Annotated in this window: 23 protein-coding genes and 1 tRNA gene; 14 read left to right on the forward strand and 10 right to left on the reverse strand. The window is 64.8% G+C overall.

All coding sequences use genetic code 11. The features are described 5' to 3' along the window. Positions 1 to 6: 6 nt before the first annotated feature. Positions 7 to 879 carry a YihY/virulence factor BrkB family protein gene (locus tag SM755_RS10160; RefSeq protein WP_323172532.1) on the reverse strand — a complete coding sequence of 291 codons (873 nt, stop codon included), beginning with the start codon at positions 877 to 879 and terminating at the stop codon, positions 7 to 9. Positions 880 to 1,031: 152 nt separating this feature from the next. On the opposite strand from SM755_RS10160, the gene SM755_RS10165 reads away from it, so the two are divergent. The 6 genes from SM755_RS10165 to SM755_RS10190 all read left to right on the forward strand — a co-directional run bounded on the left by SM755_RS10165 (position 1,032) and on the right by SM755_RS10190 (position 7,993). Then, positions 1,032 to 1,460 (forward strand): CopG family ribbon-helix-helix protein, encoded by a 429-nt coding sequence (locus SM755_RS10165; RefSeq protein WP_006824441.1) that lies wholly within the window; start codon positions 1,032 to 1,034, stop codon positions 1,458 to 1,460. A 386-nt stretch (positions 1,461 to 1,846) separates the two neighbouring features. Continuing rightward, a complete protein-coding gene (locus SM755_RS10170) occupies positions 1,847 to 2,047 on the forward strand; it encodes a hypothetical protein (protein ID WP_323172533.1) in 201 nt (66 codons plus the stop codon). 201 nt (positions 2,048 to 2,248) lie between these two features. Further along, entirely contained in the window at positions 2,249 to 3,193 is a 945-nt protein-coding gene (nikB, locus tag SM755_RS10175) for a nickel ABC transporter permease (protein ID WP_323172534.1), read from the forward strand. Further along, the gene (gene nikC / locus SM755_RS10180; protein WP_323172535.1) at positions 3,190 to 4,098 is read left to right on the forward strand and encodes a nickel transporter permease; all 909 of its coding nucleotides are present in this window, start codon (positions 3,190 to 3,192) and stop codon (positions 4,096 to 4,098) included. Before nikB ends, nikC begins: the two co-directional genes overlap by 4 nt. Before the next feature lie 2 nt (positions 4,099 to 4,100). After that, positions 4,101 to 6,452 carry an ABC transporter ATP-binding protein gene (locus SM755_RS10185; RefSeq protein ID WP_323172536.1) on the forward strand — a complete coding sequence of 784 codons (2,352 nt, stop codon included), beginning with the start codon at positions 4,101 to 4,103 and terminating at the stop codon, positions 6,450 to 6,452. Further along, positions 6,449 to 7,993: an ABC transporter substrate-binding protein gene (locus SM755_RS10190; RefSeq protein ID WP_323172537.1), complete on the forward strand. Its 1,545-nt coding sequence runs from the start codon at positions 6,449 to 6,451 to the stop codon at positions 7,991 to 7,993. The genes SM755_RS10185 and SM755_RS10190 overlap by 4 nt, the downstream gene beginning before the upstream one ends. 63 nt (positions 7,994 to 8,056) lie before the next feature. Here the strand turns inward: SM755_RS10190 and SM755_RS10195 are convergent, their stop codons facing one another. From SM755_RS10195 to SM755_RS10205, 3 genes are all read right to left on the reverse strand, one after another. Continuing rightward, positions 8,057 to 8,737, reverse strand: coding sequence for a methyltransferase domain-containing protein (locus SM755_RS10195; RefSeq protein ID WP_323172538.1), 681 nt, complete (start codon positions 8,735 to 8,737; stop codon positions 8,057 to 8,059). A gap of 365 nt (positions 8,738 to 9,102) precedes the next feature. Then, on the reverse strand, positions 9,103 to 9,798 hold the full coding sequence (locus SM755_RS10200) for a creatininase family protein (RefSeq protein ID WP_323172539.1): 696 nt from the start codon (positions 9,796 to 9,798) through the stop codon (positions 9,103 to 9,105). A 52-nt stretch (positions 9,799 to 9,850) separates the two neighbouring features. Then, positions 9,851 to 10,531: a class I SAM-dependent methyltransferase gene (locus tag SM755_RS10205; RefSeq protein ID WP_323172540.1), complete on the reverse strand. Its 681-nt coding sequence runs from the start codon at positions 10,529 to 10,531 to the stop codon at positions 9,851 to 9,853. Between the two features lie 631 nt (positions 10,532 to 11,162). Between SM755_RS10205 and ppc the strand changes: the two genes are divergently transcribed. After that, positions 11,163 to 13,853 (forward strand): phosphoenolpyruvate carboxylase, encoded by a 2,691-nt coding sequence (gene ppc, locus SM755_RS10210; RefSeq protein WP_323172541.1) that lies wholly within the window; start codon positions 11,163 to 11,165, stop codon positions 13,851 to 13,853. A gap of 33 nt (positions 13,854 to 13,886) precedes the next feature. On the opposite strand, the gene SM755_RS10215 is transcribed toward ppc, so the two are convergent. Beyond that, positions 13,887 to 14,855: a MoxR family ATPase gene (locus tag SM755_RS10215; protein WP_006666279.1), complete on the reverse strand. Its 969-nt coding sequence runs from the start codon at positions 14,853 to 14,855 to the stop codon at positions 13,887 to 13,889. Between the two features lie 212 nt (positions 14,856 to 15,067). On the opposite strand from SM755_RS10215, the gene SM755_RS10220 reads away from it, so the two are divergent. The 3 genes from SM755_RS10220 to SM755_RS10230 all read left to right on the forward strand — a co-directional run bounded on the left by SM755_RS10220 (position 15,068) and on the right by SM755_RS10230 (position 17,366). Beyond that, positions 15,068 to 15,152 (forward strand) — tRNA-Ser (locus SM755_RS10220). 368 nt (positions 15,153 to 15,520) lie between these two features. Further along, positions 15,521 to 17,107, forward strand: a complete 1,587-nt coding sequence (locus SM755_RS10225; protein WP_323172542.1) for a 4Fe-4S ferredoxin N-terminal domain-containing protein — start codon at positions 15,521 to 15,523, stop codon at positions 17,105 to 17,107. A 55-nt stretch (positions 17,108 to 17,162) separates the two neighbouring features. Beyond that, complete coding sequence (locus SM755_RS10230) at positions 17,163 to 17,366, forward strand: hypothetical protein (protein WP_323172543.1); 204 nt, start codon at positions 17,163 to 17,165, stop codon at positions 17,364 to 17,366. Positions 17,367 to 17,508: 142 nt separating this feature from the next. Here the strand turns inward: SM755_RS10230 and SM755_RS10235 are convergent, their stop codons facing one another. Both SM755_RS10235 and SM755_RS10240 read right to left on the reverse strand, forming a co-directional pair. Next, entirely contained in the window at positions 17,509 to 19,038 is a 1,530-nt protein-coding gene (locus SM755_RS10235) for a (R)-citramalate synthase (RefSeq protein WP_323172544.1), read from the reverse strand. A gap of 225 nt (positions 19,039 to 19,263) precedes the next feature. Further along, entirely contained in the window at positions 19,264 to 19,620 is a 357-nt protein-coding gene (locus SM755_RS10240; RefSeq protein WP_006666283.1) for a DUF192 domain-containing protein, read from the reverse strand. A gap of 169 nt (positions 19,621 to 19,789) precedes the next feature. On the opposite strand from SM755_RS10240, the gene SM755_RS10245 reads away from it, so the two are divergent. Both SM755_RS10245 and SM755_RS10250 read left to right on the forward strand, forming a co-directional pair. Then, positions 19,790 to 20,377, forward strand: a complete 588-nt coding sequence (locus SM755_RS10245) for a hypothetical protein (RefSeq protein WP_323172545.1) — start codon at positions 19,790 to 19,792, stop codon at positions 20,375 to 20,377. Positions 20,378 to 20,463: 86 nt separating this feature from the next. Continuing rightward, positions 20,464 to 21,654 (forward strand): saccharopine dehydrogenase NADP-binding domain-containing protein, encoded by a 1,191-nt coding sequence (locus SM755_RS10250; protein ID WP_323172546.1) that lies wholly within the window; start codon positions 20,464 to 20,466, stop codon positions 21,652 to 21,654. 30 nt (positions 21,655 to 21,684) lie between these two features. Here SM755_RS10250 and SM755_RS10255 read toward each other — a convergent pair whose 3' ends face one another. The 3 genes from SM755_RS10255 to SM755_RS10265 all read right to left on the reverse strand — a co-directional run bounded on the left by SM755_RS10255 (position 21,685) and on the right by SM755_RS10265 (position 24,157). Continuing rightward, a complete protein-coding gene (locus SM755_RS10255) occupies positions 21,685 to 22,854 on the reverse strand; it encodes a zinc-dependent alcohol dehydrogenase (RefSeq protein WP_323172611.1) in 1,170 nt (389 codons plus the stop codon). A 2-nt stretch (positions 22,855 to 22,856) separates the two neighbouring features. After that, entirely contained in the window at positions 22,857 to 23,690 is an 834-nt protein-coding gene (locus SM755_RS10260; protein ID WP_323172547.1) for a YgaP-like transmembrane domain, read from the reverse strand. A 269-nt stretch (positions 23,691 to 23,959) separates the two neighbouring features. After that, the gene (locus tag SM755_RS10265; protein ID WP_006666288.1) at positions 23,960 to 24,157 is read right to left on the reverse strand and encodes a DUF5800 family protein; all 198 of its coding nucleotides are present in this window, start codon (positions 24,155 to 24,157) and stop codon (positions 23,960 to 23,962) included. Between the two features lie 162 nt (positions 24,158 to 24,319). Here SM755_RS10265 and SM755_RS10270 point away from each other — a divergent pair, with 162 nt between their 5' ends. Next, a complete protein-coding gene (locus SM755_RS10270; RefSeq protein WP_323172548.1) occupies positions 24,320 to 25,183 on the forward strand; it encodes a polymer-forming cytoskeletal protein in 864 nt (287 codons plus the stop codon). Between the two features lie 71 nt (positions 25,184 to 25,254). Continuing rightward, positions 25,255 to 25,896, forward strand: coding sequence for a helix-turn-helix domain-containing protein (locus SM755_RS10275; RefSeq protein ID WP_323172549.1), 642 nt, complete (start codon positions 25,255 to 25,257; stop codon positions 25,894 to 25,896). The last annotated feature ends 27 nt before the right edge of the window (positions 25,897 to 25,923 follow it).

Consider the following 25,923-nt stretch of genomic DNA (forward strand, 5'->3'; position numbering starts at 1 on the left):
GTCCGGTCACGAAATCTCGGTCGGGGCGATGTCGCGCATCGGCTCCCAGCCGTCATCCGGATCGACGCGGCCGGCGAGGACGGCGTTGAGGGCGGCACCGAGAAGCAGACAGAGCCCGCCGAAGTAGACCCAGGTAAGAACCAGCAGGACGGCCCCGGCGATACCGAACAGTGCGACACTCTCGGCGGTCGAGACGTAGATGCGAAAGCCGAGCGACAGGACGGTCCAGGAGAGGGACGCAAATAGTGCGCCGGGAAGGACTTCGCCCGCGGAGACGCCGGCCGGCGGGAAGAGGTAGTACATCGGGAAGAAAACGGCGAACAGGAGGGACGCGAGGAGAACACTGCTTGCGGCCGTTGCTACCGCGCCACCGACGAAAACGGAGCGGCTCACACCGACGACACTGACCAACGTGACACCGAGAGCCACCGTCGCCGTGAGCAGCGCGGCGTTGACGGCTGTCACGAGGGTTACCGTCGCTGCGTTGGCGACAGACGACTGGGTTTTACGTGCGCCGTAAATCTCGGCAAACGCGCTGTTTACCGCCCGGAACAGCCGGGCACCACTCCACAGCAGAATCACGAACGCAAGCGTTCCAGCGCGCATGATATTGGTATCAGTGGTCCCCGTAACGAGGATCGCGTCATGAGTGAGAACGCCCTCGAGTTCAGTTGCCGCCTCGACGGCGCGAAGCAGTGGTTCGAGCGCGTCGACCAGGCTCATCCCGACGAGCAGCAAGATGATAAGCGGGACGAGTGCGTTGAACGCGTGATATGCGAGGCCAGCGGAGATGACGCTGAGCTGGTACTTTCGGGCGACAGCAACGACGTTTCTGACGAGTGCGAGTGAACTCGCCGTCCGTGTCCGTGAGTCGGCCATACGCTGTCGACAACGAACGATCGGAAGTGAGTACGGTTGTCGGCAGGCGTCCGGTGGACGTTCGTTGACGCGTGAGATCACCGGGAGTCGTCTCGGCCCCGTCGATAAGTGAGATAACAATATTTAACATTTTGTGGCGACTGTGTTATTATATGAGCGTCGTTAGCGTCTCGATGCCCGAAGCGTTACTCGAACGGATCGACCAATTTTCCGAGGATCACGGCTACTCCGGCCGGAGCGAAGTACTCCGAGAGGCGAGTCGTAATCTCCTCGGCGAGTTCGAGGACAAGAAACTGGAAGGTCGCGACCTGATGGGCGTCGTGACGGTGGTGTTCGACTACGAGACGACGAGCGTCGAAGAGAAGATGATGCACCTCCGCCACGAACACGAGGAACTCGTCGCTTCGAACTTCCACAGCCACGTCGGTGGGCACCACTGTATGGAACTGTTCGTGCTCGAGGGATCGCTCGATGAGATTTCGACGTTCGTCGGCAAGATTCGAGCGACGAAAGACACGCTCACGATCGATTACTCGGTGCTTCCCGTCGACGACTTCGGGCCGCTGGCCGAGATGAGCTAGACGAAACCGCCGTACCGTCTCAGTCACCATTCAGTGGCCGTCTCGGCGGGATCCAGTCTCGTTCTCGAAACCGACTGCCTAAGCCGTCACCGCCGTCGACCGGGGCGTTGAACCCCCGTTCTCGAGGCGGGCGAGATCGATCATCGAGACGGATACCTGAACTCGGGTCCACCGATCGAACCCGACGGAACGCCCTCGTTTTTGCGCTGTTTCGTCTCCTCGATGCGATTCTCGACGACGACGGACAGCTACTTCGCTGACAGTTCGTGCAGGAGGTGTCGATCGCCCAACTTGACCGCGAACCTCATTGGTGGCACTTATTATTACATATACAACTCCCAGTACCAATAGTTAATATTTTAGTGGAAGATATTCATAACCGGAGTATGCAATCGAGCACGATCCGGTTGCCGATCCCAGCGCCTGTTTCGAGTGAGAGCCTTGGTACCGAACTCTCACAGCGCGGCGAGAACCTCCTTGAACTCCCGAACGGGTACGACTGCCGTCGATTCCACGGCGACATGCTCGCGGAAATCGGCCGACTGGCCGACGAACGGGACTTGGAGTATCCGGTCGCGAACGAATGATGTGCTACGACCGACCGGTCTCACCTCAGCCGACGACCGTCAATGAGTACGCCGCGACGAAACCCGAAGTTTTACAATCATATTTTCACTACTACAATTCATATTGCATGGGAGGGCGCTCGACGGTGATCGACGAAGAATCGACGACCGCCATCGCGGACTGTACTCTCGGGCGGGGACGAGCGACGATCCAGCACTAGCATGCTGCGATCCCTCCTCGCTCGACTCGGCTCGCTGTCGGTCGTGATGGCCGGCGTCTCGCTGATCACGTACGGATTCGTGTTTCTCACGCCGGGTGATCCGGCGCATACGATCCTCAGAGAACAACGCCAGAGTTCACCCTCGGCCGCGGAAGTTGCGGCCTTTCGCGCGGAGCATGGACTCGACGATCCCTTCCTCGTCCAGTACGGTTCGTGGCTCACCGACGCCCTACAGGGCGATTTAGGCACCTCGTATCTGCAGTCCGAACCCGTCACCTCGCTGGTGCTCGCACAGCTTCCGAACACGCTCGAACTCGCGCTGGCGGCGACGGCTGTTTCGGTACTGCTCGCCGTTCCGATGGGCGTGGTAAGCGCTGTCCACCGCGGCACCTGGATCGATCGGACGAGCCAGATCGCCGCGCTGGTCGGTGTCTCGATGCCGAACTTCTGGCTCGGGTACCTGCTGATCCTCGTTTGCTCGCTGTGGCTCGGCCTGACGCCGGTCAGCGGCGCGGGAACGCTCGGCCAGCTCGTCCTCCCGGCGCTCACGCTCGGCACCGGGATGGCGGCGATCGTCACGCGCCTCGTCCGCGCATCGATGCTCGAGGTACTCGACGCCGACTACGTCGATACCGCGCGATCGAAAGGCGTCCGCGAACGGCTCGTAGTGTACAAACACGCGCTCCGGAACGCTCTCGTTCCAGTCGTGACGATCGTGGGGCTCCAGTTCGGGACCGTCATCAACGGTGCCGTGATCGTCGAAGCCGTCTTTCAACGACCGGGCCTCGGCACGCTGCTCGTCGACGCCGTCTTCGCCAGGGATTATCCGATCGTGCAGGGCGTCGTCCTGTTCACGACGTTCGCGTTCGTCGCGACCAACCAACTCGTCGATCTCGCGTACGTCGCCCTCGATCCGCGCATCGAACGCAGAGGTGAGCGGCCGTGAGTAAATCGGCGACTGAACTCGTCCCGTCGAACGTGGGTCTCGGCGGACTGTACCGGCGGTACCGGCAGTTCGCTCTGCAAACGAATACTACAATCCGCCTTGGAGGCGGGGTCATTGGACTGCTCGTCCTCGCTGCTCTCGTCGGTCCAGTGGTGTCGCCGTACGATCCGACGACGCAGGTGCTCGAGATGCGACTGCGGGGCCCGTCGCTCGCCCATCCGCTCGGTACCGACGCGCTCGGTCGCGACGTGGCGACCCGACTCGCGTACGGGGCCCGCGTCTCGCTCGCGCTCGCGCTCGCGGCGACGCTCGTCAGACTCGTCCTCGGGACGACGGTCGGCCTGCTCGCCGCTACGGGCGGCCGACTCGTCGACATACTGTTGATGCGACTCGTCGACATTCAGCTCGCGTTCCCTGGCCTCGTGCTCGCGCTCGTGATCGCGGGCGTCCTCGGGCCGAGCCTTCGAAACGTCGTCATCGCACTGTCGATCGTCGGCTGGGCGTCGTACGCACGGGTCGTGAGAGGAACGGTCCTCTCCGTCAAAGAGCGCCCGTTCGTCCAGTCCGCGACGCTCTATGGGACGCCGTGGCACCGACTGGTCAAGCGCCATTTCCTCCCCCACGTCGTGAATCCCGTGATCGTCCTCGCGACGCTCAACCTCGGAACGATCGTCCTCGCGGCTGCCGGGCTTTCCTACCTCGGACTGGGTGCACAGCCCCCGACGGCCGAATGGGGGTCGATGATCGCCGACGGGCGAAACTACATGCGTTCGGCTCCGTGGCTCATCACCGCACCCGGCGTCGCGATCATGGCGACCGTCATCGGCTTCAATCTCCTTGGGGACGGATTGCGAGACCGGTTGGACCCCGACCATCTGGACGACCGACAACGGAGGCGAACCTGACGATGAGTGGTCCGCTCGAAATCGACGATCTCCACGTTCGCTTTCGCACTCAGTCCGACACCGTGCACGCCGTCAACGGCGCGTCGTTCGAGATCGCCCCCGGCGAAATCGTCGGTCTGGTCGGCGAAAGCGGCTGCGGCAAGTCGGTCACCGCCCGCTCGATCGTCCGCCTCGAATCTCCCGGTGAGATCGTCGACGGGCGCATTCGCTACGACGGGCAGGACCTGACGACGGCCGACGACCGGACGCTCCGACGGCTCCGCGGCCAAGAACTCGCAATGGTCTTTCAGGACCCGTCGACGACGCTGAACCCGGTGTACCCGATCGGCGAACAGATCGCCGAGGCCCTTCGAGTTCACCGCGAGCCGGACGCGCAGCCGTTTTTCAAAGAACTCGCGCTCGGGGCGAGTGCCCGGCTCCGATCGACGAGCGTGCGCTCGACCGTCCTCGAACTCATGGAGACCGTCGGGATTCCACAGCCTGACCGACGAGTCGACGACTATCCCCACCAGTTCAGCGGCGGGATGCGTCAACGGGCGATGCTCGCGATCGCGCTCGCTCGGCGGCCGTCCGTCCTGATCGCCGACGAGCCGACGACGGCCCTGGATACGACGACGCAGGCGGCGATCCTCGACCGTCTGGCCGAACTCAACGACGAACGCGGGATGGGAATGCTGGTGATCAGCCACGACTTCGATGTCGTCTCGACGCTGTGTGACCGGATCGTCGTCATGTACGACGGGGTCGTCGTCGAACGGGGCCCGGCCGACGAACTCCGGTCGGATCCTGCACACCCCTACACGAAGGCGTTGCTCGGGTGTCTGCCGCGCCGCACCGAGCCCCGGTCGCGGCTCCCGACGGTCACGGGAACGCCGCCGGACGGAGCCGTGTCACCGGGATGTGCGTTCGCCGATCGGTGCCCGTTCGCGACCCCCGACTGTCGGACATCGGCACCGCCGACGGTCGCCGTCGGGTCGGACCGAACGGTTCGGTGTGACGTGCCGGCTGCCCGCGACGCGCCGGTCGAGGCGGTTCGAACTCCCCGGCCGGACACCCGGAGCGACGCGCAACGCGACGCGCCGTCGCTGGCCGTCGACGGCGGCACGGATACAGCCGCGGCTGCGGCGGCTGCTCCGGACGGCGATTCCGGGCGGGACCCGGGCGACAACTCAGGATCGGGACCAGAGCCGGGACTGGGACCGGAACCGGAACACGCGGCCGAGCCGATCGTCGAACTCGAGGGCGTCACGAAATCCTTCCGACAGTCGGACGCGCTCCTCGATCGACTCCTCGGAACCGACGACCGAGTGCCGGCCGTTACCGGCGTGTCCCTCGACCTTCGACCGGGAGAAACCGTCGGCCTCGTCGGCGAAAGCGGCTGTGGAAAGTCGACGCTCGCCCACCTGGTCGCCGGCCTCGAAACGCCGGACGACGGAACGGTCTGCCTCCGCGGCCAGCGGGTCGGCGGCGTCGACGCGCGGACGAGTTCACAACTGGCCGAGATCGACGTCGTGTTCCAGCACCCGGGCGCGAGTCTCAATCCGAAACGGACGGTGGCACAGTCGATCGGCGAACCGCTCCTCGAAGCGGGGTGGGCGGAGCCGCGGCGGGATGATCGCATCGCGACGGTGCTCTCGCTGGTCGGACTCTCGCCCGCCGTCGCCGATCGGTACCCGCGACAGCTCTCGGGCGGCCAGCGCCAACGCGTCGCGATCGCTCGCGCGCTCGCGCTGGAGCCGTCCGTGCTCGTCCTGGACGAGCCGACGGCCGCACTCGACGTGTCGACGCAGGCGACGATCCTGAATCTGCTCGCCGACCTGCAGGACGACCTCGAGCTCGCGTATCTGTTCGTCTCGCACGACCTCGACGTCGTTCGCCACATCGCGGATCGGGTCGCGGTGATGTACTGCGGTGAACTCGTCGAGGTCGGGCCGGCGCGCTCGACGCTCTCGAATCCGGCACATCCATACACGCAAACGCTGCTGGATGCGATCCCGGACGGTCGAACGGGAGCCGACGGCGGGTCGCGATCGGCGACGGGGTCGGGCAGCGATGCGCTCGCAGGAGAACCGCCGAATCTCGCCGCGCCGCCCACGGGCTGTGCCTTCCACCCCCGCTGTCCGGCCGCCACCGAGGAGTGTTCGCGAACTGAGCCGACGTTCGAGGCCGTCGGCGAGGCGCGTTCGCGGTGTCTGTACGCTCCGGAGTGGCGGGACGATGCGGACCGCCGGGAGACCGGTGCAGACGATTCGCGAGCGATCGAGGACCGCCCGGGAATCGACGAGGGAGCGCCAGTACCGGACGGTAATGCCGAAGAATCGATCGAGACCACCGACGATATCGACACACAATGACAGACGAGAGACGGCACACGATGGATCGGCGAACCGCACTGCAAACGACGCTCGGAACCGCGGCGCTCGCCGTTGCGGGGTGTCTGGCGAACGATGCAAACAGGGCCGACTTTCGAATCGGTAGCCCGTGGAAACCGAACCGGGACCCGCTCGACGGCGGCAGCACGATCCGCCGGCTCGGAATCACCGAGGGACTGGTCGGCGTCGATTACGACGCGTCGCCCGCGCCCGAACTGGCGACCGACTGGGAGCGACGCGGCGACCGGGAGTGGGAGTTCACGCTTCGAGAGGACGTTACGTTTCACGACGGAGAGGCGTTCGACGCGACGACCGCCGTCGACTCGCTCACCCGAACCGTCGACGCGCCCGCATTCGAGGACGTTCCGATCGACGCCGTCGAGGCGGTCGACGAGACGACCGTCACCGTCACAACCGAAACGCCGTTCGCGCCGTTGCCGGCTCACCTCTCGCGTAACGAGGCGGTGATCCTCAGCCCCCGCGCCGTCGACGACGACGGGTCGGTCACCGAGACGATCAGTACCGGACCGTTCGCCGTCGAATCGTTCAACCCCAACATCGAGATCCTGACCGCCCGCAACGACGACTACTACGGGCAGGTTCCGGCCCTCGAGTCGGTTCGCTACGAGGTCGTCGACGACGATCAGACGCGCCGGATGAAACTCGAGAACGGCGAACTCGAGATGGCGCGAATCCTCCCGCACGAAACGGTCGACGCGCTCGAATCGACCGGCGGGATCGACGTCTACACGCCACCGATTCCGCGAATTCGATTCCTCGCGTTCGATACGGATTCGGAACCGTTCGACGACCGGCGAGTTCGGCAGGCCGTGTCCCTTGCGATAGACAGGAAGACGATCACCGAGTCGCTCCTGGACGGGCTCGTCGAGCCCGCAGTCGGGCCGTTTTCGCCGTCGATCACCGAGTGGGCGAATCCGGATCTGGAGTCGAATCCCTACGATCCGGACCGGGCCCGGACACTGCTCGACGATGCCGGATGGACCGGAACCGCCGGCGAGACCAGGACGCGCGACGGTGTCGAACTGTCCGTCGAATTTCTCACCTTCGACGCCAGAAGCCTTCCCCTGATCGCCGAGGTGATGCAAGATCACCTCGCTGCGGTCGGCATCAGCGTCGACGTGCAAACGCTCGAGTACAGCGCGATGATCGATCGGGTCACTCAGCGGTCGTTCGACGCCTACTTCACGTCGTGGGGAACGCTTTGGTATCCCGATCCGGACCGACTCGCGGAGCTGTACCACTCGACGGCCGCGTCGATACCCCACGGCTATGGGAACGATCGCGTCGATACGCTGCTCGAAGACGCACGAGAACTCGACGAGCTCGGGGCGCGACGGGAACGCTATCGCGAGGTCCAGTCGATCGTCGTCGAAGACGCGCCGATCGTCGTCGTGACCAACGACACGAACGTCATCGCGACTGGCGACGATGTCCGTGGCTACGAACCTCATCCGACGGAATTGCACTACGGGCTCGAAGCGATTTCGATGGACAGCGAGTGAACGCGGGGCATTCGCCTCGCTACTTCTGTAACGGGCGATCGCTCGCCGGATTCGACGACCCCGCTACTCGGGGACATCGACGGCCACGAGATACAGTTCCTGCTCCGGCTCTTCCCCCCAGAGCACCGACTCCGACAACGGTTCGCACTCGACGGCGTCGAATCCCTCCTCCCTGAGAAACGCAGCCAACTCCGTGGGCGGACGACCGTCGTACAGCGGCAACTCGTCGTGAATCGTTTCGTAGCCCTCGAACGGTTCCGGGAAGTCCCAGTAGCCCTCCACGAGCACGAGCCGGCCGCCGGGACGAACGACCCGCCGCCACTCCTGCACCGCCGCCGCGGGCGTCGGCAACGTCCAGACGAGGTGGCGCGCCGTCACCACGTCGTAGCTGTTCTCGGGAACTGGTAACTGCTCGGCATCTCCGACGCTGAACTCGATCGACAGTCCCGCCTGCTGTGTCTTCTCTCGAGCGCGGCCGAGCATTTCGGGCGAGAGGTCGATCCCCGTCACGTCGTGTCCGGCCGCCGCCAACAGCACCGAGAGCGTTCCCGTTCCGCAGCCGAGATCGAGGACGGATCGGGACCGCTCGCCAACCCACGGACGGAGAACGGACAGCCACGCCTCGCGCTGCTCGTCGGCGTGGACGCCGGAAATGCCGTCGTCGTCGTACGAGTCGGCCCGTCCGTTCCAGTACTGTTGGACCACCGCTTTGATCGGTTCGTCGGACTGCTCCGACCGCGTCACGACCGATCACCGTCAATCGACCGCTGGAGTTGCCCCGTTCGTTTCAGGTGCCGACGACACCGCGCGTATCGAACCATGCTCACGACTCCGTCACTCTCCACTAACTGCATTTCGTCACACACGGCCGAGCGCGAACCGGTTCGGTCGAAACCGCCCCTTCCGCACCGCTTCCGTACTGTTCCCATCACACCGATTCCGTACTGCTCCCATCACACTGATTCCGTACTGCTCCCATCACACTGATTCCGTACCGCACCCACCACACGCTCCCGTATTGCTCTCACCCCCTACCGCTCCTGTTGCCGCCTTCACGCTCACCTGTGCCCGCTTGACCACCCTCACTGCCGACTCCACCGCTCCCCGCCCTACTGCACGCGCCCCAAAAACGACACGAGCGCATCAACGACCGCTACAAACACTTCTTCGCCCTGTTCCGAACTCGCGTTCGTCGCATCACCAACCGCGCCGTTCTCGCTGAACTCGTCGGTGAACTCGTGGAGAACCCCGCCGTCGACCGTGCTTGCCCACGTCGTTGCGTCCCCAGCGACCGGATCATCGACATCATCCGGACAGAGATGAAGGAGAACCGACGTCTCGAGTTCACCGGCGTGTCCGACGTGGTCGTCGAGAGCGCGCATCCATTCCCAGCGGTACGCGGTGAGATCGGTCGCATCCGACTCGGTCACCTCTCGAGCCAGGTGTGAGAGCGTCTCGCCGTTTCCGCCGTGTCCGTTGACGAATACGACCGTGTCGATGCTCGAACAGGACTTCGCTAGCGAGTCGACGATGTCGCGGGCGTAGCGGCGAAGCGTCTCCGGCGAGATCGACAGGGTTCCGGGGAAGCGGCCGTGGTAGGGTGCGATTCCGACGGGAATCGGCGGGAGCACGACTGACGTGCCGCCCCACTCTCGGTCGGCCGCGGCGGCGATCGCACGGGCGATGATCGTATCGGTTCCGACCGGTGCGTGCGGACCGTGTTGCTCCGTGCTGCCGACGGGAACGAGCGCCGTCGTCGGTGCTTCGTCTTCGATCTCCGGCCACGAACTTGTCTCTAGGTGCATCGGTCTGATTCGTTGAACCGCAATCGGAATACGAGCGACGGTTTCCGATCGCTCATCGTGGAACGGTACCGACCGCGATATACTGATCATAGTTCGGCTCGTCGCCCCAAAGCACCGAATCCATCAGGGGTTCGTACTCGACGGCCTCGAGTCCGTGCTCCGCGAGGAACGCGGCCAACTCCGCGGGCGGACGACCGTCGTACAGCGGCAGGTCGTCGTGAATCGCCTCGTAGCCCTCGAACGGCTCCGGGAAATCCCAGTGGCCCTCGATGAGCGCAATGTGACCGCCGGGACGGACAACTCGCTGCCATTCCTGGATCGCGCTCGCGGGCGTCGGAAGCGTCCAGATGAGATGCCGGCCCGTCACCAGATCGAACTCGTTCTCGGGCTCGTCCAGATCCTCTGCGTCTCCCGCATAGAACTCGGGCGATACCTCGGCCTGACGGGCTTTCTCCTTCGCTCGCTCGAGCATCTCGGTCGAAACATCGACTCCCGTCACGTCGTGGCCGAGTTCAGCAAGCAATAACGAGATGACGCCGGTCCCGCAGCCGAGATCGAGTATCTGCTGTGGGGGCTCACCCGTCAACGTGCGCAGAACCGAGAGCCACGCCTCGCGTTGCTCGGTGTCATGGATGGCGTGGTGGCTGTCGTCGTCATACGTCTCGGCGCGGTCGTTCCAGTACGTTTGCACGTGCGCTTTGATATCCTCCGCGGACGGGTCGGAACCAGGCATTATCGGGCACCTCGGATTCGCTCGGTAGACATCCTGCCGCGCCTACCGCCGGGTCTCATCGCGATATCGATCCTCCGGCCCGCAGCGGCGGCGTCCGTTCGTGCGTTCTGGCGGGCGTCTCCCAGACGGTTCCGTCCGCCGTCGTCGCCCATCGTCGTTCGAGACATGTGATATTAATCTTGGAGTCGATATTATTTATAATTCCGTATCCGGCGGCCGGATGCCGTCTCGCCGGTCGGTGCCACCGGGTGTCGCTACGTGCTTCTCTCGCAACCGCCGCCGCATCGTCCAGCGGACCGATGGACTCGCTCGTTTCGACCCTCGCCGTTCAGACATCGGTTCGGCACTGATCTCCACATCTGGTATTTCAAGATACACTAACTTTGAATGGTGGTATCTGCTATTTATAAGCGTATATAAGGAATATTGAGTGAGTCACTAACACCAGTTGTAGTAAATTCTGCACTATGTTGGCCAAATAGCAGCGCTGCAAACCCGGGTGACGATTTACCTGCACGATTCGACCGATTCCTTTCGTCTGGTATCGTCGATAACTATCATCGAAAACGATGTATATGGCCGGCTGAGAACCTGCAAGGATTTTTTACCGTTCAACTCACACCCCTATGATATGCGACTACACAACAGGGAAGTCCGGCAGGATGTCCGGGAACTCGGCACCCTACTCGGCGACATCCTCGAGGAGCAGACCTCACGCCAGGCCTTCGAAACGGTCGAGTCGTGTCGCCAAGCAGCCATCGATTACCGCGCGGGCGAACTCGACTCAAGAGAGTCACTCATCACTGAACTCGAGGGGCTCTCACCCCACCAACAGCGGATCGTCGCCCGCGCGTTTACGACGTACTTCGAACTGATCAATCTGGCCGAGGAGCGCGAACGAGTTCGGTCGATCCGAACCGATTCCCAGGAGGATGCGCTCGCGGACAGTCTCGAGACGGCGGCGGCTGAACTCGGAGACGAAGATATTGAGACGGTACGACAGGTTCTCGAGGACGTATTGATCGAGCCGACGTTTACGGCACACCCGACGGAAGCGCGGCGAAAGACGGTCAAGTCGAAGCTCCGGTCGATTGCGACGGCTCTCGAAACCTTCGACGAGCGGTTGCTCACCGACAAGGAGAAACGACAAGTCTGGAAGGATGTCGACTCCGAGGTGACGAGTCTCTGGCAGACGCCACAGGTTCGAAACCGGCAGCCGGAACCGGAAGACGAGGCGCGAAACGTGCAGTGGTATCTGCAGAATACGCTGTTCGACGTGGTCGGCGAGATCTACGACGAGTTCGCCGACGCGATCGACGAGGAGGTCGCGGGCGATCTCGATATTCCGAAGCTGTTCGAGTTCAGGTCGTGGGCGGGGAGCGACCGCGACGGGAACCCGTACGTGACCCCGGAGGTGACGGCGAAAACGCTCGAACGGCAGCGTTCGGTGATCCTCGAGCGTTACCGCGAGCAACTCAAGCGACTGTCGGGGGTGTTGAGTCAGGACGGCAGTCGGATCGACACCGGACCGGCGTTCCAGGCTGGACTCGAGGCGGATCGAGAGCGGTTGCCAGGGAGTGCCGAGACCGCGGCAGAACGGTATCCGGACGAGCCGTACCGCCAGAAGCTCAAGTTGATGCGAGAGCGACTGGATCGCGTCGGCGATGTGCGGCCGGGCGGGTACGACGACGCCGAGGAATTGCGGTCGGATCTGACGGTGATCGCATCGAGCCTCAGGGATAACGGTGCGGAGAGCGTGGTCGACGCCCACGTCGATCCGATTCGCCGACAGGTCGCGACGTTCAGCTTTTCGCTCGCGAGTCTGGACCTGCGCGATCACCAGCAGAAACACACTGACGCGATCGCGGAGGCGCTGGAAGCGGAGGGCGTCGATTACCACGGCCTCTCGGAGGACGAGCGCGTCGAGTTGCTGACCGACGCGATCTTGCAGGACGAACCGGTGATCGACCTGACGGCGACTGCCGACCTCTCGGACGATTCCGCTCGCGTCCTCCGCCTGTTCGACCGGCTCGCGGACTGGCAGACCGAGTACGGCGTCGAGGCGATCGACACCTACTGCATCTCGATGACCGAGGAACCGAGTCACGTCCTCGAAGTCCTGTTCCTGGCCGATCAGTCGGGCGTCATCTCCCTGCCCGAACACTGCGGGATCGATATCGTGCCGCTGCTCGAAACCGAGTACGCGCTCTCGGGCGCACGCCGAATCATGGGTTCGCTTTTCGAAAACGAGGCCTACGCGCAGGCGCTCGAAGCGCGCGGCCGCACGCAGGAGATCATGCTCGGCTACTCGGACTCGAACAAGGAAAACGGCTTCCTGGCGGCGAACTGGTCGCTGTACAAGAACCAGCGCCGACTCGGGGAGATCTGCGACGACCACGACGTGACGATGCGGCTGTTCCACGGCCGCGGCGGGTCGATCTCGCGCGGCGGCGGCCCGATGAACGAGGCGTTGCTCGCGCTGCCAAACAGCACCGTGACGGGCCAGGTCAAGTTCACCGAGCAGGGCGAGGCGATCGCCGAGAAGTACGCCAACCCCCGCATCGCCGAGCGCAACATCGAACAGATGCTCAACGCACAGCTTCGGGCGCGTCTCTACGCGGAAGACCAGCCCGAAGAGGAGGTCCGCGAGGAGTGGGTCGACGCCATGGAGACCATGGCCGATGTCGCCCGCCGGGAGTACCGCGACCTGCTCGAGAGCAACGGCTTCGTCCAGTACTTCGAACAGGCGACGCCGATCACCGTCATCGAGGACCTCGACCTGGGATCCCGTCCCGCCTCGCGATCCGGCGAGCGGACCGTCGAGGATCTGCGGGCGATTCCGTGGGTATTCTCCTGGACTCAATCGCGGTGTATCCTACCCGGCTGGTACGCCATCGCAACCGGGATCGACGCGTACCTCGACGACGGCGGCGACGTGGAAACCCTCCAGGAGATGTACGAGTCGTGGCCGTTCTTCCGGACGACGCTCGACAACGCCGCACTCTCGCTCTCTCGCACCGAACCCGAAATCGCAGCCCAGTACGCTGAACTCGCGGACGAGGAGCTCCGCGAGCAGTTCTTCCCGCGACTGCTCGACGAGTACGAGCGAGCGGCCGACCTGATCACGCAAATCGGCCAACGTGAGCAACTGCACACCCGCGACTGGCTGGGCGAAAACCTGGAGCGACGAAACCCCTACGTCGATCCGCTGAACCTGCTCCAGACGTACCTGCTCGATCGCTCGCACCGGACGGACATCGAAGAGCGAACGCTCCGATTGACGGTCAAAGGGATCGCTGCCGGGATGAAAAACACCGGATAACACCGGATAACGGCGCGACTGAGAGTCGGTCGGCTACGCGTTCTGGTCCGGTGCCTCGACCGTCGGAACCGGAACGGACTCGAGGACGCCGTCGACGACCTGCGATTTGTCGACGCCGTTGACGGTCGCGTCCGGCGTCAGTACGAGCCGATGGGCGAGCACCGACCGGGCAACGCGCTTGATGTCGTCCGGTGTGACGTACGACCGTCCGGTAATCGCCGCGTAGGCCCGCGCCGCCTCGAACAACCGCTGTGTGCCACGCGGTGAGACGCCCACCTCGACGCGACCGTCGCTTCGCGTCTCGCGGGCGAGCGCCGCAATGTACTCCAGTAAGTCCTCGTCAACCCGAATCGTTTCCGGAGCCCGACGGAGCTGTTCGACCTGCTCGGGTTCGAGCACCCGTTCGACGGACGGACTCGTCGTCTCCCGATCCGCGCGCCGCCGCAAGAGTTCGACTTCGCCGGCCTCGTCGGGGTATCCCATCGACGTTTTGACGAGGAATCGATCGACCTGGGCTTCCGGAAGCGGGAAGGTCCCCTCCTGTTCGACCGGATTCTGGGTGGCAATCACGATAAAGGGGTCGGGGAGCTGACGGGTTTCGCCGTCGACGGTGACCTGTCCTTCTTCCATGGCCTCGAGCAGCGCAGCCTGGGTCTTCGGCGGGGCGCGATTGATTTCGTCTGCGAGGACGACGTTCGCGAAGATCGGGCCCTTGTTGAACTCGAAGGTGCGTTCGCGTTCGTTGAAGATGTGCGTGCCGGTGACGTCCGCGGGGAGTAAGTCGGGCGTGAACTGGATGCGGGAGAACGAGAGGCCGAGTGCGGTGGCGACGCTGCGGGCGGTCAGCGTCTTGCCGGTGCCGGGAACGTCCTCGACGAGGACGTGGCCGCGGCCGACGACCCCGACGAGGATGTCCTCGGGGAAGGATCGGTCGCAGATGACGGCGTCGTCGATCGTCTGGAGGACGGCCGTGCACTCGGTGCTGGCCTGGGTGACGTCCATGAAAGCGTCCTCGGCCGCTCGTGTCAAATGGTTTTCGCTCCTGGTGGCTCTACTGGACCGTGATCGCTGGAACGCGTTCGTGACCGGTTCCTCGACTGGCGTCCCCCCGTTCGAGGATCGCCGACGGCGGCCAGCCGATCGGACGTGACTGATCCACAGACTCCGAGAGAGATCGAAACCGGTAAAAACGTTACCCGAGTATCAACGGATGAGCCGAGATAGCCTAGCCCGGCCAAGGCGGCAGATTCGAAATCTGCTGTCCCCACGGACTCGGGAGTTCAAATCTCCCTCTCGGCGTTTTTCAGCAGCAACAACCGATAACCGTATGTAGCGGCGCGAATCGGTTTGGCGCTTGAAACGGTCCGGAGGTTTGAATGAGACCGAGGTTCTGCCGAAGGCAGGGTCTCGGACGTAGTTCAAATCTCCCTCTCGGCGTTTTTCGCGAGACGCTACCTCCGAGCGCCGCGTAGCGTGTGCTCGGTCTCGGATGCAACCTGCATCCGTAGCGAGCACGAGCTGTACCGGAACGCCGCTAGACGAGAGAAACGCACGCTTTGCTCGCCGTCATCTGCAGGGGACCCCATTATTCACGTCGGGCTGGTCGATATCCCTGACAATGAGTGTCATAATCCAGGGTGCGATCGACAGCGGGGTGGGCAGCGACGATGACTGATCCAGGTGACCGGGACGAGCACGACGATCGAGCGGTCGGCGATCGAACCGATTCGGATGAGCCGGATGACTCCGCCGAGAAACGAGATCGAAAGCGAGACTCGGAGGGACCGTCGACAGACGACACACGGCCGGACGATACACGGCCGGACGACACACAGACTGACGAGACACAGACTGACGAGACAGACCTCGAAACCGGAGAGCTATTCCACCCGCTCGGCGAGACCGCACAGACCGATTTCAGGGACATGCTTGAGGAGACCGAGTACGACACGGACCTCGGCATGGAGATGGCCAGAGACGCAATGCGGCTCACGAAAGGTGAACTCTCAGAGGAAGCGTTCTACGACCGGTACCACGACGAGGTCGTCGACGAGTTCGGCGAGGACGAACGGCCGATGGCCGAGCGAGTCGAGGCGGCCCGCGAGGAGGGGCGACTCGACCGGGCGCTGTCGCGGTTCGGCGCGGAAGATGAGTCACGGCGGGAGCTACTCACGAAAATGGGTGCAAGCGCGGGTATTTTCGGGTTCAGCGCGTGGGGGGCTTCGCACGCCGATGAGTCGGACCCGGCGGCCGGAGCGATACAAAACGAGACGGACGAAGATGGGGGAGACGACGGTGACCGGACGCAGTGGGGAATGGTTCTCGACCTCGAAACCTGTGACGGCTGTCTCTCCTGCGTGGTCGCCTGCAACGAAGAGCACAACTGGAACGACGGCGCGAACTGGATGTACATCCTCGCCTACGAGGACGGCACCGTCGAATCTCCGGATGCCGACGAGTTCGAGGACACGCGGGATTTCAACTACCTGATCCGTCCCTGTCAGCACTGTACCGACGCGCCGTGCGAAAAGGTCTGTCCGACGACGGCCCGCCATACCCGCGAGGACGGTGGCCTCGTTCTGACGGATTACAACGTCTGTATCGGCTGTCGGTACTGCCAGGTTGCCTGTCCCTACGGCGTCAACTACTTCCAGTGGGAAGACCCGGAGTCCGAGGCCCCCTCAGAGGACCTCGGCGAGGACATGATGTACGACGAGCGCGGCCGCTGGGTGAGTGGCCGCGGTCCGCGCGGCGTCATGGAGAAGTGCATCTTCGATCCGGCCCGCCAGGACGGCAATATGGGCGAGGACATGGTCGGCACGACCGCCTGCGAGGAGGCCTGTCCGCCCGGCGCGATTCAGTTCGGGAATATGAACGATCCCGACAGCGATCCCCAGCAGTACATCGAGAACGTCCCGCTCGCGCGAGCACTTGAGCACGACCCCGACGACGAGGAACTGCAGGAAGCCATCGCAATCGTCGAGGGCGAGGAGGAACCGGCGAGCGAGGACGACGAGGACGGCATGACCGAAGAGGACGCGATGCGACTCCTGCGCGGCGAGTACGGCGATAACACCTCGTCGTTCAAGCTCTTAGAGGAGTACAACACCGACCCGAACGTCACCTACCTCGGCAACGAACCCGGATCCGAGGCCGAACAGGTCGAGGGCCCGGTCGCCTACGACGATGTCAATCTGGTCGATAACCGGATGGACGAAACCGAAGAGCGCACCTTCGGCGGCCTCGAGTTATAGCGAGCGCCGAATACGGGGCGTTCATAACGCTGCACACGAACGAGTTCACATCCACATGATCAGTCGCGATCGGCTTTTTATCGGAACCCTCTGGATCGGGGTGGCTGCGCTGATGACCATCCCCCTGTCGCTCGATTCGGGGCTCCCCAGTTCGGCCGGTGAACTCGCACAGGTGTTCGTGATCGTTTTCGCGCTCTTTCTAGCCGGTATCTATCTCCTCGATCCCTGGGGTGTGCTCAGTCGACAGCCGTTTCAGTGATTCGGGAAGGCGGGTCGCTAGCTGAACTCGGTGTGTCGCACTCGGCCTGTAGCATTTGTCATGGTGCTCTCGAATCGAAGCGCGACACTCGGTTTACCGTTCACCGATTCGGTCGTCCGCCGGATTCAGTCGGCTGCCGGATTCAGTCGTCCGCCGGCGTGAGCGGTTGCTGATCGACTGCGAGCAACCGATCGAGCGCGTCGACCATGGCTTCGACGCTCGCCCGCGTGATGTCCGCTTCACTGCGGGCGACGGTCACGGATCGGTCGTTTCGAACCATGGTTACCTCGACGGTCACGACGGCGTCGGTGCCGCCCGTGACGGCATCGACGTGGTAGGATTCGAGTTCAGCCGTGGCGTTCGATCCGAGCGCGTCGCGGATGGCGGAGACGGCGGCGTCGACGGGGCCGGAGCCGGTGCCGCTGGCGACGCGGTCCTCGCCGTCGACTTCGAGGCGGATGCTCGCGGTGGGAACGGAGCCGCCGCTCGTGGCGGTGAGATCGTGCAGTTCGACGACGCGCTCGCGGTCGTCGCCGGTTACGTCCTCGGCGACGGCGAGGAGGTCGGCGTCGGTGACGCGGCGGCCGCGGTCGCCGAGTTCGGTGACGCGGGTCGCGATTTCGGCGACTTCCTCGTCGCTGGCCTCGACGTCGTGTTCCTCGAGTGCGGCGGCGACGCCGGCGCGGCCGGTGTGCTTGCCGAGGGCGAGGCGTCGCTCGCGGCCGACGGTCTCGGGCGCGTAGGGCTCGTACATCTTGTCGTCTTTGAGGGTGCCGTCGGTGTGGATGCCGCTCTCGTGGGTGAAGGCGTTCTCGCCGATGACGGCCTTGTTCGGCGCGAGTTCAACGCCGGTCGCGCGGGCGGCGCGCTGGGCGAGGTCGTACAGTTCGTCGAGTTCGAGCGTTTCCACGTCGTAGACGTGCGAGAGGGCGATTGCGACCTCCTCCAGGGCGACGTTCCCGGCGCGTTCGCCGAGGCCGTTGACGGTGCAGTGGACGAGGTCCGCGCCGGCCGAGACGGCCGCGAGCGCGTTCGCGACGCCGAGACCGAGGTCGTCGTGAGTGTGGGCGCTGACGGGGCCGAGAGCGGCGAGTCGGGAGACGGCCTCGGTGGTCCGTTCGGGGCCCGTGTGGCCGACGGTGTCGGCGAAACAGAAGCGGTCCGCCCCCGCGTCGAGTGAGGTTTCGGCGAGGTCCTCGAGATAGTCAAGGTCGGCTCGGGAGCCGTCTTCGCCGATGACTTCGACCCAGAGGTCGTGGTCGGTCGCATACTCGACGAGTTCGGCCGTCGTCGCGAGGTTGTCCTCGCGGGAGGTGCCGACCTTGCCTTCGACGTGGCGGTCGCTCGAGGGGACGACGATGTGGACGCCGTCGACGGCGCACTCGAGCGCGAGGTCGATATCGGTCCGCATCCCGCGGCAGAAACTGGTGACGCGGGCGTCGAGGTCGAGGTCGGTGACCCGCGAGATTGCTCGTCGCTCACCCGCGCCGGTGCAGGCGCTGCCGGCTTCGATGACGGCGACGCCGGCGCGTTCGAGCCCCCGGGCGAGGTCGACCTTTTCGTCGGGCGAGAGGGAGACGCCGGGTGCCTGCTCGCCGTCGCGAAGCGTGGTGTCGAGTAGTCGAACGGTTCGGTCCGGGTGAATCGTCTGGTCGGGGGTGAGCGAAGTCATATCAGAATCAGGTGCAGTTTCTGTCGCGGGTTGTAGAGAAGCAGTACCACAGAGCGATGCGGTGTGACTACGTTCGCCGTAGAATTTCGCGTCCAGCCGGGTCGCCCCGACTTCCTCTATCCTCCGGCGATGAGACGGAATCTCGTGCCATTGTACCTCGGTCTACCGTGGCACACCCTCTTAAACGCGCCGGTGACGGTACTATCTGCGACAGCCGCGCTCGGGTTACTCGTCCGCGAGCACGAGTTCGTCGCCGGGTTCGACCCCGTCTGCAGCCCCCGCCGGCAGTTCGAGGATCGTGTCCGCTCGCTCGCGGGCGAAGCCGAGCCACGGCCGGAGGCGTTCGACCCGCTGGACGACGCCGTCGACGACCCAGACGACATCGAGCGGCACGAAGACGAACAGCATGTGTACGTCGCGGGTGCTCGCGGAATCGAATCGGAACGCGAGGGCGAACTCGTCGGGGAGCGACCGTCGGAACATGAGCCCGCGCGTCTGGGCGAGCAGCGAGTCCGCGAGTTCGACCTGCGAGGCGAGTACCGTCGCGCCGTCGGCTGTCTCGGCGTCGTGAACGAGGTGCACGGCCGCGAATCGATTCGCAGATGGCAAAAAGACTGCCGGTTTCGGCGGCCCGGAGCGCCGTCTCGCGAGTTGTCGATGCCACTCCGTGTCTCCGCGGGTGCCGTAGAATCCGGTGGTCTGCGAGGCTCCGAGGGGTTCAAACCGATCGACACCGTGGTTCGGGTCGAGGATGGAGCGAACGCCAAACGGCACGTCCGTCGGCGTCGACGACCCCTACGAGTTCGCCGGCGTCTGCGACCATCTCACGGGTGAAGGGCAGTGTCGGTACGCCTTCGACTACTACGAGCACGACCCCGAGTTCGCTCGCGAGCGCGCCGACGAGGACTACGCCTGCCCCGTCGTCGACCCCGAGACGGACGAGACGTGGGCCGACTGTCCGCACTTTCGCTCGCGCAACCGCGACCGCGAGTGCGTCCGCTGCGGGCTCGCCGAGAAGCGCCTGGCTCACGACGACGAACGGCCGTTACTCGAGGAACACCACCTGTCCTACAACGATGGCCATCGTCCATCGAGCAATCAGAACGCGACGCGTTCCGAAGACGCCAACGACGGCGAGACGCTCTCTCACGAGATTACGGTCTACCTCTGTCGCTGGTGTCACGCCAAGGTCCACAACTCGTGGGCGCGGATCACCGACGACGCCGCACCCGATCCCGAGGCGACCGCCGAACTCGAAGGACGGCGCGGCCGCGAACGCGACGAGTTCGGATTCGAATCCGCGGCGGAGCGGTACGACCGCGCCGACCGCGAGGAGTAGCCGTCCCGGGCCGATTCGCGCCGCTCACAGCACGGGCGGCGCTCGCCGGGCCATCGTTTACCCACCGGGGAATCGGATTCGTGCGTATGTCCTCACCATCAGTCCTGCTGTACGGCTCCTACGGGTTCGTCGGAAACCTGGTTGCCCGAGAGGCGATCGACCGCGACCTCGACGTGCTCCTCGCCGGCCGCGACCGCGAGGCGCTCGCGGAGCAGGTCGACGAACTCGAGCGGCCCGGCCGCGTGTTCCCCCTCGAAGATCCGGCCGTCGTCACCGACGCGCTCGACGATGACGATGTCGACTGCGTGTTGAACTGCGCCGGCCCGTTCTCGAACACGGCGGACCCGCTCGTCGAGGGCTGTCTGCGAACCGGCACGGACTACGTCGATATCACCGGCGAGATCCCCGTTATCGAGGGTATCAGAAAGCGAGACGACGACGCGAGCGACGCCGGCGTCACGCTCCTCCCGGCGGTCGGATTCTCGGCGGTGCCGATGGACTGCCTCGCCGCCCACCTCGCGGAGCGCCTCCCCGACGCCGACGCGCTCGAACTGGGCGTCGACTCGTTTCGCCCGCCGTCGATCGGCACGGTCAGGACGGTCATCGAGGGCATCGAGGACGGCGGCGCGATCTACCGCGACGGCCGACTCGAACACGTTCCGGCCGCGTGGCGAACGCGACGCATCGACTTCGGCCGCGGCAAACGCTCCGCGGTGACGATGCCGATGGGCGACGTGTCGACGGCTCACTACACGACCGGGATCCCGAACGTCTCCATCTACGCGATCGCACCCCGGCCCGCACGGCTCGCATTGCAATCCCACCGGTACCTCGCACCGCTGCTCGCCGCGACGCCCGTCCGAGAGGGCATGAAGCAACTCGCGGGGCTGGTCCGCGAGGGGCCCGGCTCGTGGTCGCGAAAGCGCGGCTCGGCGTACCTCTGGGGCGAGGCGCGGGTCGAAGGTGAGGAGGAAGGTGATGAGGGGAACGACGAACGAGAGTCCGAAGCCGCGGACGATGCTGACGCCGATACCGAAGACACGAACAGCGGCGAGCGAGCCGTCTCCCGCCTGCAAACGCCGGACCCCTACGTCGTCACCGTCGACGCCGCCGTCGCGGCGACCGAGCGCGTCCTCGACGGCGAGGCCGAAGACGGCTTCCGGACGCCGGCCGGCGCGTTCGGGCCCGAGTTCGTTCTCGAACTCGAGGGCGTCGCGGGGTTCTTCGACGAGTCGACGCCCGAATCCGACTCGCCGGCGGTCGACGTACCGTCGTGAGCCGCCAGGGAGACCGGGACCGGGTCGACCTTACGGCACGAACACCGGCCGAACGCAGCTGTCTTCCTTGTGCTTGAACAGCTCGTACCCCCGCGGGGACTCCTCGAGTTCGAGTTCGTGGGTCGCCAGGTACGAGGGATCCATCTCGCCCTCGGCCGCGTACTCGAGCAGGTCCGGCACGTACCGCTGGCCGTGTTGCTGGGCCGTGCGCACGGTAAGCCCCTTGTTCATAACGATTCCGAGCGGGAACTTGTCCATCAGGCCGTAGACCCCCAGGATCGAGAGGGTCCCGCCCTTGCGGCAGGCGACGATGGCCTGGCGGAGCGCCTCGCCGCGGTCGGTGTGTAGCTTCAGTTGCTGCTTCGCGCGGTCGTAGGCGTGAGCCGGGCCGGTGCCGTGGGCCTCCATGCCGACCGCGTCGATGCAGGCGTCCGGACCGCGCCCGCCGGTCATGGCTTTGAGCGCGTCGACGACGCTGTCGACCGCGGTGTAGTCGATCGTCTCCGAGCCCGCCTCCCGCTCGGCGAGTCGCAGCCGCTCCGGGAACCGGTCGATCCCGATCACGCGCTCGGCACCCATGAGGGCGGCGCTCTGCTGGGCCATCAGTCCGACGCCGCCGCAGCCCCAGACGGCGACGGTGTCTCCCTCCTCGATGTCGCAGAAGTCAGCGCCCATGTAGCCGGTCGCCCAGGCGTCGGAGGCGAACAGCGCCTGCTCGTCGTCGAGTTCATCGGGCACGTGAAAACAGTTCTCGTCGGCGTGGGGCACTCGGACGTACTCGGCGTGTGACCCCGCGTAGCCGCCGAAGGCGTGCGTATAGCCGTAGATTCCGGCGGTCGTATCGCCGAGAACGGGCTCTTGTAGCGCCGCGTTCGGGTTCGTATTGTCACAGAGCGACCAGAGATCATCCTGGCAGTAGCCACAGCGCCCGCAGCCGATGAACGAGGGGACGACGACGCGGTCCCCCTCCTCGACGCCCTCGACCTTGCGGCCGACTTCCGCGACCTCGCCCATGAACTCGTGACCGATCACGTCGCCCTCGCGCATGGTAGGGAGGTAGCCGTCGATGAAGTGGAGGTCCGACCCGCAGGCCGTCGTCATCGTTACCCGCAGGACGACATCGCGCGGGTTGACGAGTTCGGGTTCGGGCACGTCGTCGACGCGCAGATCGTTGACGTCGTGCCAGCACAGTGCGCGCATGCTCATACCAGATCACCCGCTCCGCGAGCGGAGGGGTTGGCCTCGAGCGTCGGGATTTCTCCCGTTTCGGCGAGGCTCTTGAACCGACGAAGCGTCGTGCCGACGAGTACGTCGGGGGCGACATCGAGCCATCGCATGACCGCAGTGCCGAGCGTTCCGCCGGGCGGGTCGTACTGCACCCGAAGCGTCACCTCGGTTCCGCGGTCGCCCGGTGCCGGACGGAACTCGATCGTTCCGTCGTGGGGGATCGGTGCGCCCTCCATCGTCTCCCAGTGCAGGTCGTCGTCGGATCGAGTCGCGTCCGACCGGTCCCCGTCGGGCTGCTCCGTATCGGGCCGATCCGAGACGAGTTGCGTATCCCATTCGATCGTTTGCCCGAGCGGGCCGTATACGCGCCAGTTGTACCGGTCCTTGCCCCAGGTGGTCACGTCGGCGAAGTGGCCGACGAGACGCGACAACTGTTCCGGGTCCCGCCAGTACGAGACGAGTTCGTCTGCCGGCTTCCCGACGGTGATCGAGCGTTCGACCGTGGCGGAGTCAGTTCGCGGTTCGGGGTCTCGGTACTCGTTGCCTGCCGTGTTCACACCGAGGCGGCGGTACAGACGGCTGTGACCGCGCGCGCCGCGGGAGACTAACGCTCCGCCGACGAGTGCCGTCGCTGCGCCGCCGAGCGAGCGTTTCCGGAGCCCGCGGACGAGGAGGATACCGCCGAGCGCGGCGGAGCCGAGTCGATCCCAGCGTCCGACGTTACCGGTCGGATCAGATGCAGAACGACCCGAGGGCGTGGCCGGCTCGTCCGACATCGCGAGCGAGGTGTCGTTCGGCTGGGCGGTCATGGTTCCACCGTCGGGCCGGTTCTCCGCGCGAAAGCGAGTTCTGTCCCGTCCGGTCGATACGTCCGCCGCTCGTCGTCGCCGTGCGCCAGTTTGACTCGTTCCATAGCGTGTCAGTCCGATATATAATCGGGTGAACCGGTCCATTGGTGATTCGGGCTGCAAGTGCAACGCTGGACGCGACGCAGGCGTGAACGTGGCAAACGGGAACGGCAAAACCGACCGATGACTGATGACTGATGACCGACGGCCGACCGACGGAGTTCGGCGCGCTACGCGAGAATATCGCCGACGCGGCGCGGCTCGCCCTGGAGGTTCGGCTGCTCGGCGACCATCTGCAGGACCTCGTGATCGGTCACGTCGTAGTAGGACTTCTCGACGGCTTCCTCGATGAGTTCGCGTTCGAGGCGAAACTCGGTGCCTTCGTAGACGACATCGACGCCGTCGTCGTCGAATGCAAGCGTTGTCATGGCCTGGTGTACGCGATGGGGGATGTAAAAGGAACCGAACGCTGCCACGGGCCGACGGTTCCGTTCGGACGGACCGCGATGGTGATACTCCGCTAACAGGCGTCAGACGAACGGCGGACGACGCGCGAGGTTTATTACCGGGCACTCACATTGGGTGAGAGTGTGGCCGGACACAGGGACCCGCTCGACGAACTCGTCGTTCCCGACGGGACGGAAGCCAAGGAAGTCGCCCTCGAAACCGATGGAGACGTACTGATCGGCAGTCGCTCGACCATCGAGTTCGGCGTGCGCGGTCGCAACGTCCTCGCCGGCGAGAGCGTCTCCGTCGACGGCGAGATCGAAGCCGAAGGCGACTGTCGTCTCGACATGTGGTGTGACGTTGCGGAGAACGTTCTCGTCGGCCAAGACGCCTATATCGGCGAGCGAGTGCATATCGCAGGCAAACTCAAAGTCGCCGGCGACCTGGATATCGGCGATGACGTGGACATCGAAGAGGGATTCGAGGCCAACGGCTGGATCGTCATCCGCAACCCCATGCCGACGATCGTCCTCATGTTCGTCTACCTCAAACACCTCCTCCTGATTGGCGAGGAAGACACCGCCCAGCGGCTGATCTCCGAACTCGTCGACGAGGATGCGGACGAAGACGACCCCGACACGGAGCCGCTCGTCATCCCCGGGAACGCAACGGTCGGCGACGACGCCTGGCGCGTCTCGACGCCCGCAACGATCGGCGACGACTGTCGGCTCCACGGCAACGTCCGCGCCGAAACGATCGTCGTCGGGAGCGACTGCAACATCTTCGGGAGTCTCCGCGCCCGCGACGACGTCACCGTCGGCAACGGAACGCGCATCCACGGCGACCTGACGACGCGAAACGGCGACGTGACGATCACCGACGACGCGCGCATCCTCGGCGATGTGTCGTGTGCCGACCTCGAACTCGGGCCCGGTGCCGAAATCGACGGCACGATCCGGGCCGACGGCGAAATTACGATGGCGACAGGCGAGCGCGATCTCGAGTAGGTTCCATTGTAGCGCCACCGCTTGCTCGTCCCACCCGAACAATCATCGGGCCACACCCTGGATACCGACCCGTGTCCCTCATCGTCGAGTTCGAACTAGAAACGCCGATCCTTCGCACCGCAGCGTCGGCGATCGAAACGCTACGGATCGAGGAGCTCTACCGGACCGAAACCGGCGAACCGAAACTGCTCTTCTGGGCGATGGGCGAGGAGTTCGACGCGTTCGAACGCGCACTGGGGGCCGACGACAGCGTCGACCGGTTCGCCGAACTCGAATCGCTGGCCGAGCGACGCCTGTACAGCGTGGTCCTCTCGGAGGAGGCAACCGCGAAGCTCACCTATCCGGTCGCCGCCGAACACGACATCGGGATTCTGGACATCGTCGTCACGGGAACGACCGTCGTTCGCGCCCGCGTCCCCTCTCGAGAGGCGCTTCACGCGTATCGCGAGGGCTGTCTCGAGCGAGACGTCGGCTTTCTCGTCCGACGAATCTACCAGGAACACGGGACTGAAACCGCACGGTACGATCTGACGGCACACCAACGCGAGGCCCTCCTTACCGCTCTCGAACGCGGCTACTTCGAGGTCCCGCGGACGGTCACCCTCTCCGAACTCGCCGCCGAACTCGATATCTCGGATCAGGCTCTCTCGGCCCGACTCCGACGCGGCCAGGCGAATCTGCTCTGGAATACGCTCTCAGACGCCCCCTCTTAAAAGGTTGGCCAGTCAACGGACGGTCTT

Source organism: Natrialba sp. PRR66, from assembly GCF_034808065.1.
GTDB lineage: Archaea > Halobacteriota > Halobacteria > Halobacteriales > Natrialbaceae > Natrialba > Natrialba aegyptia.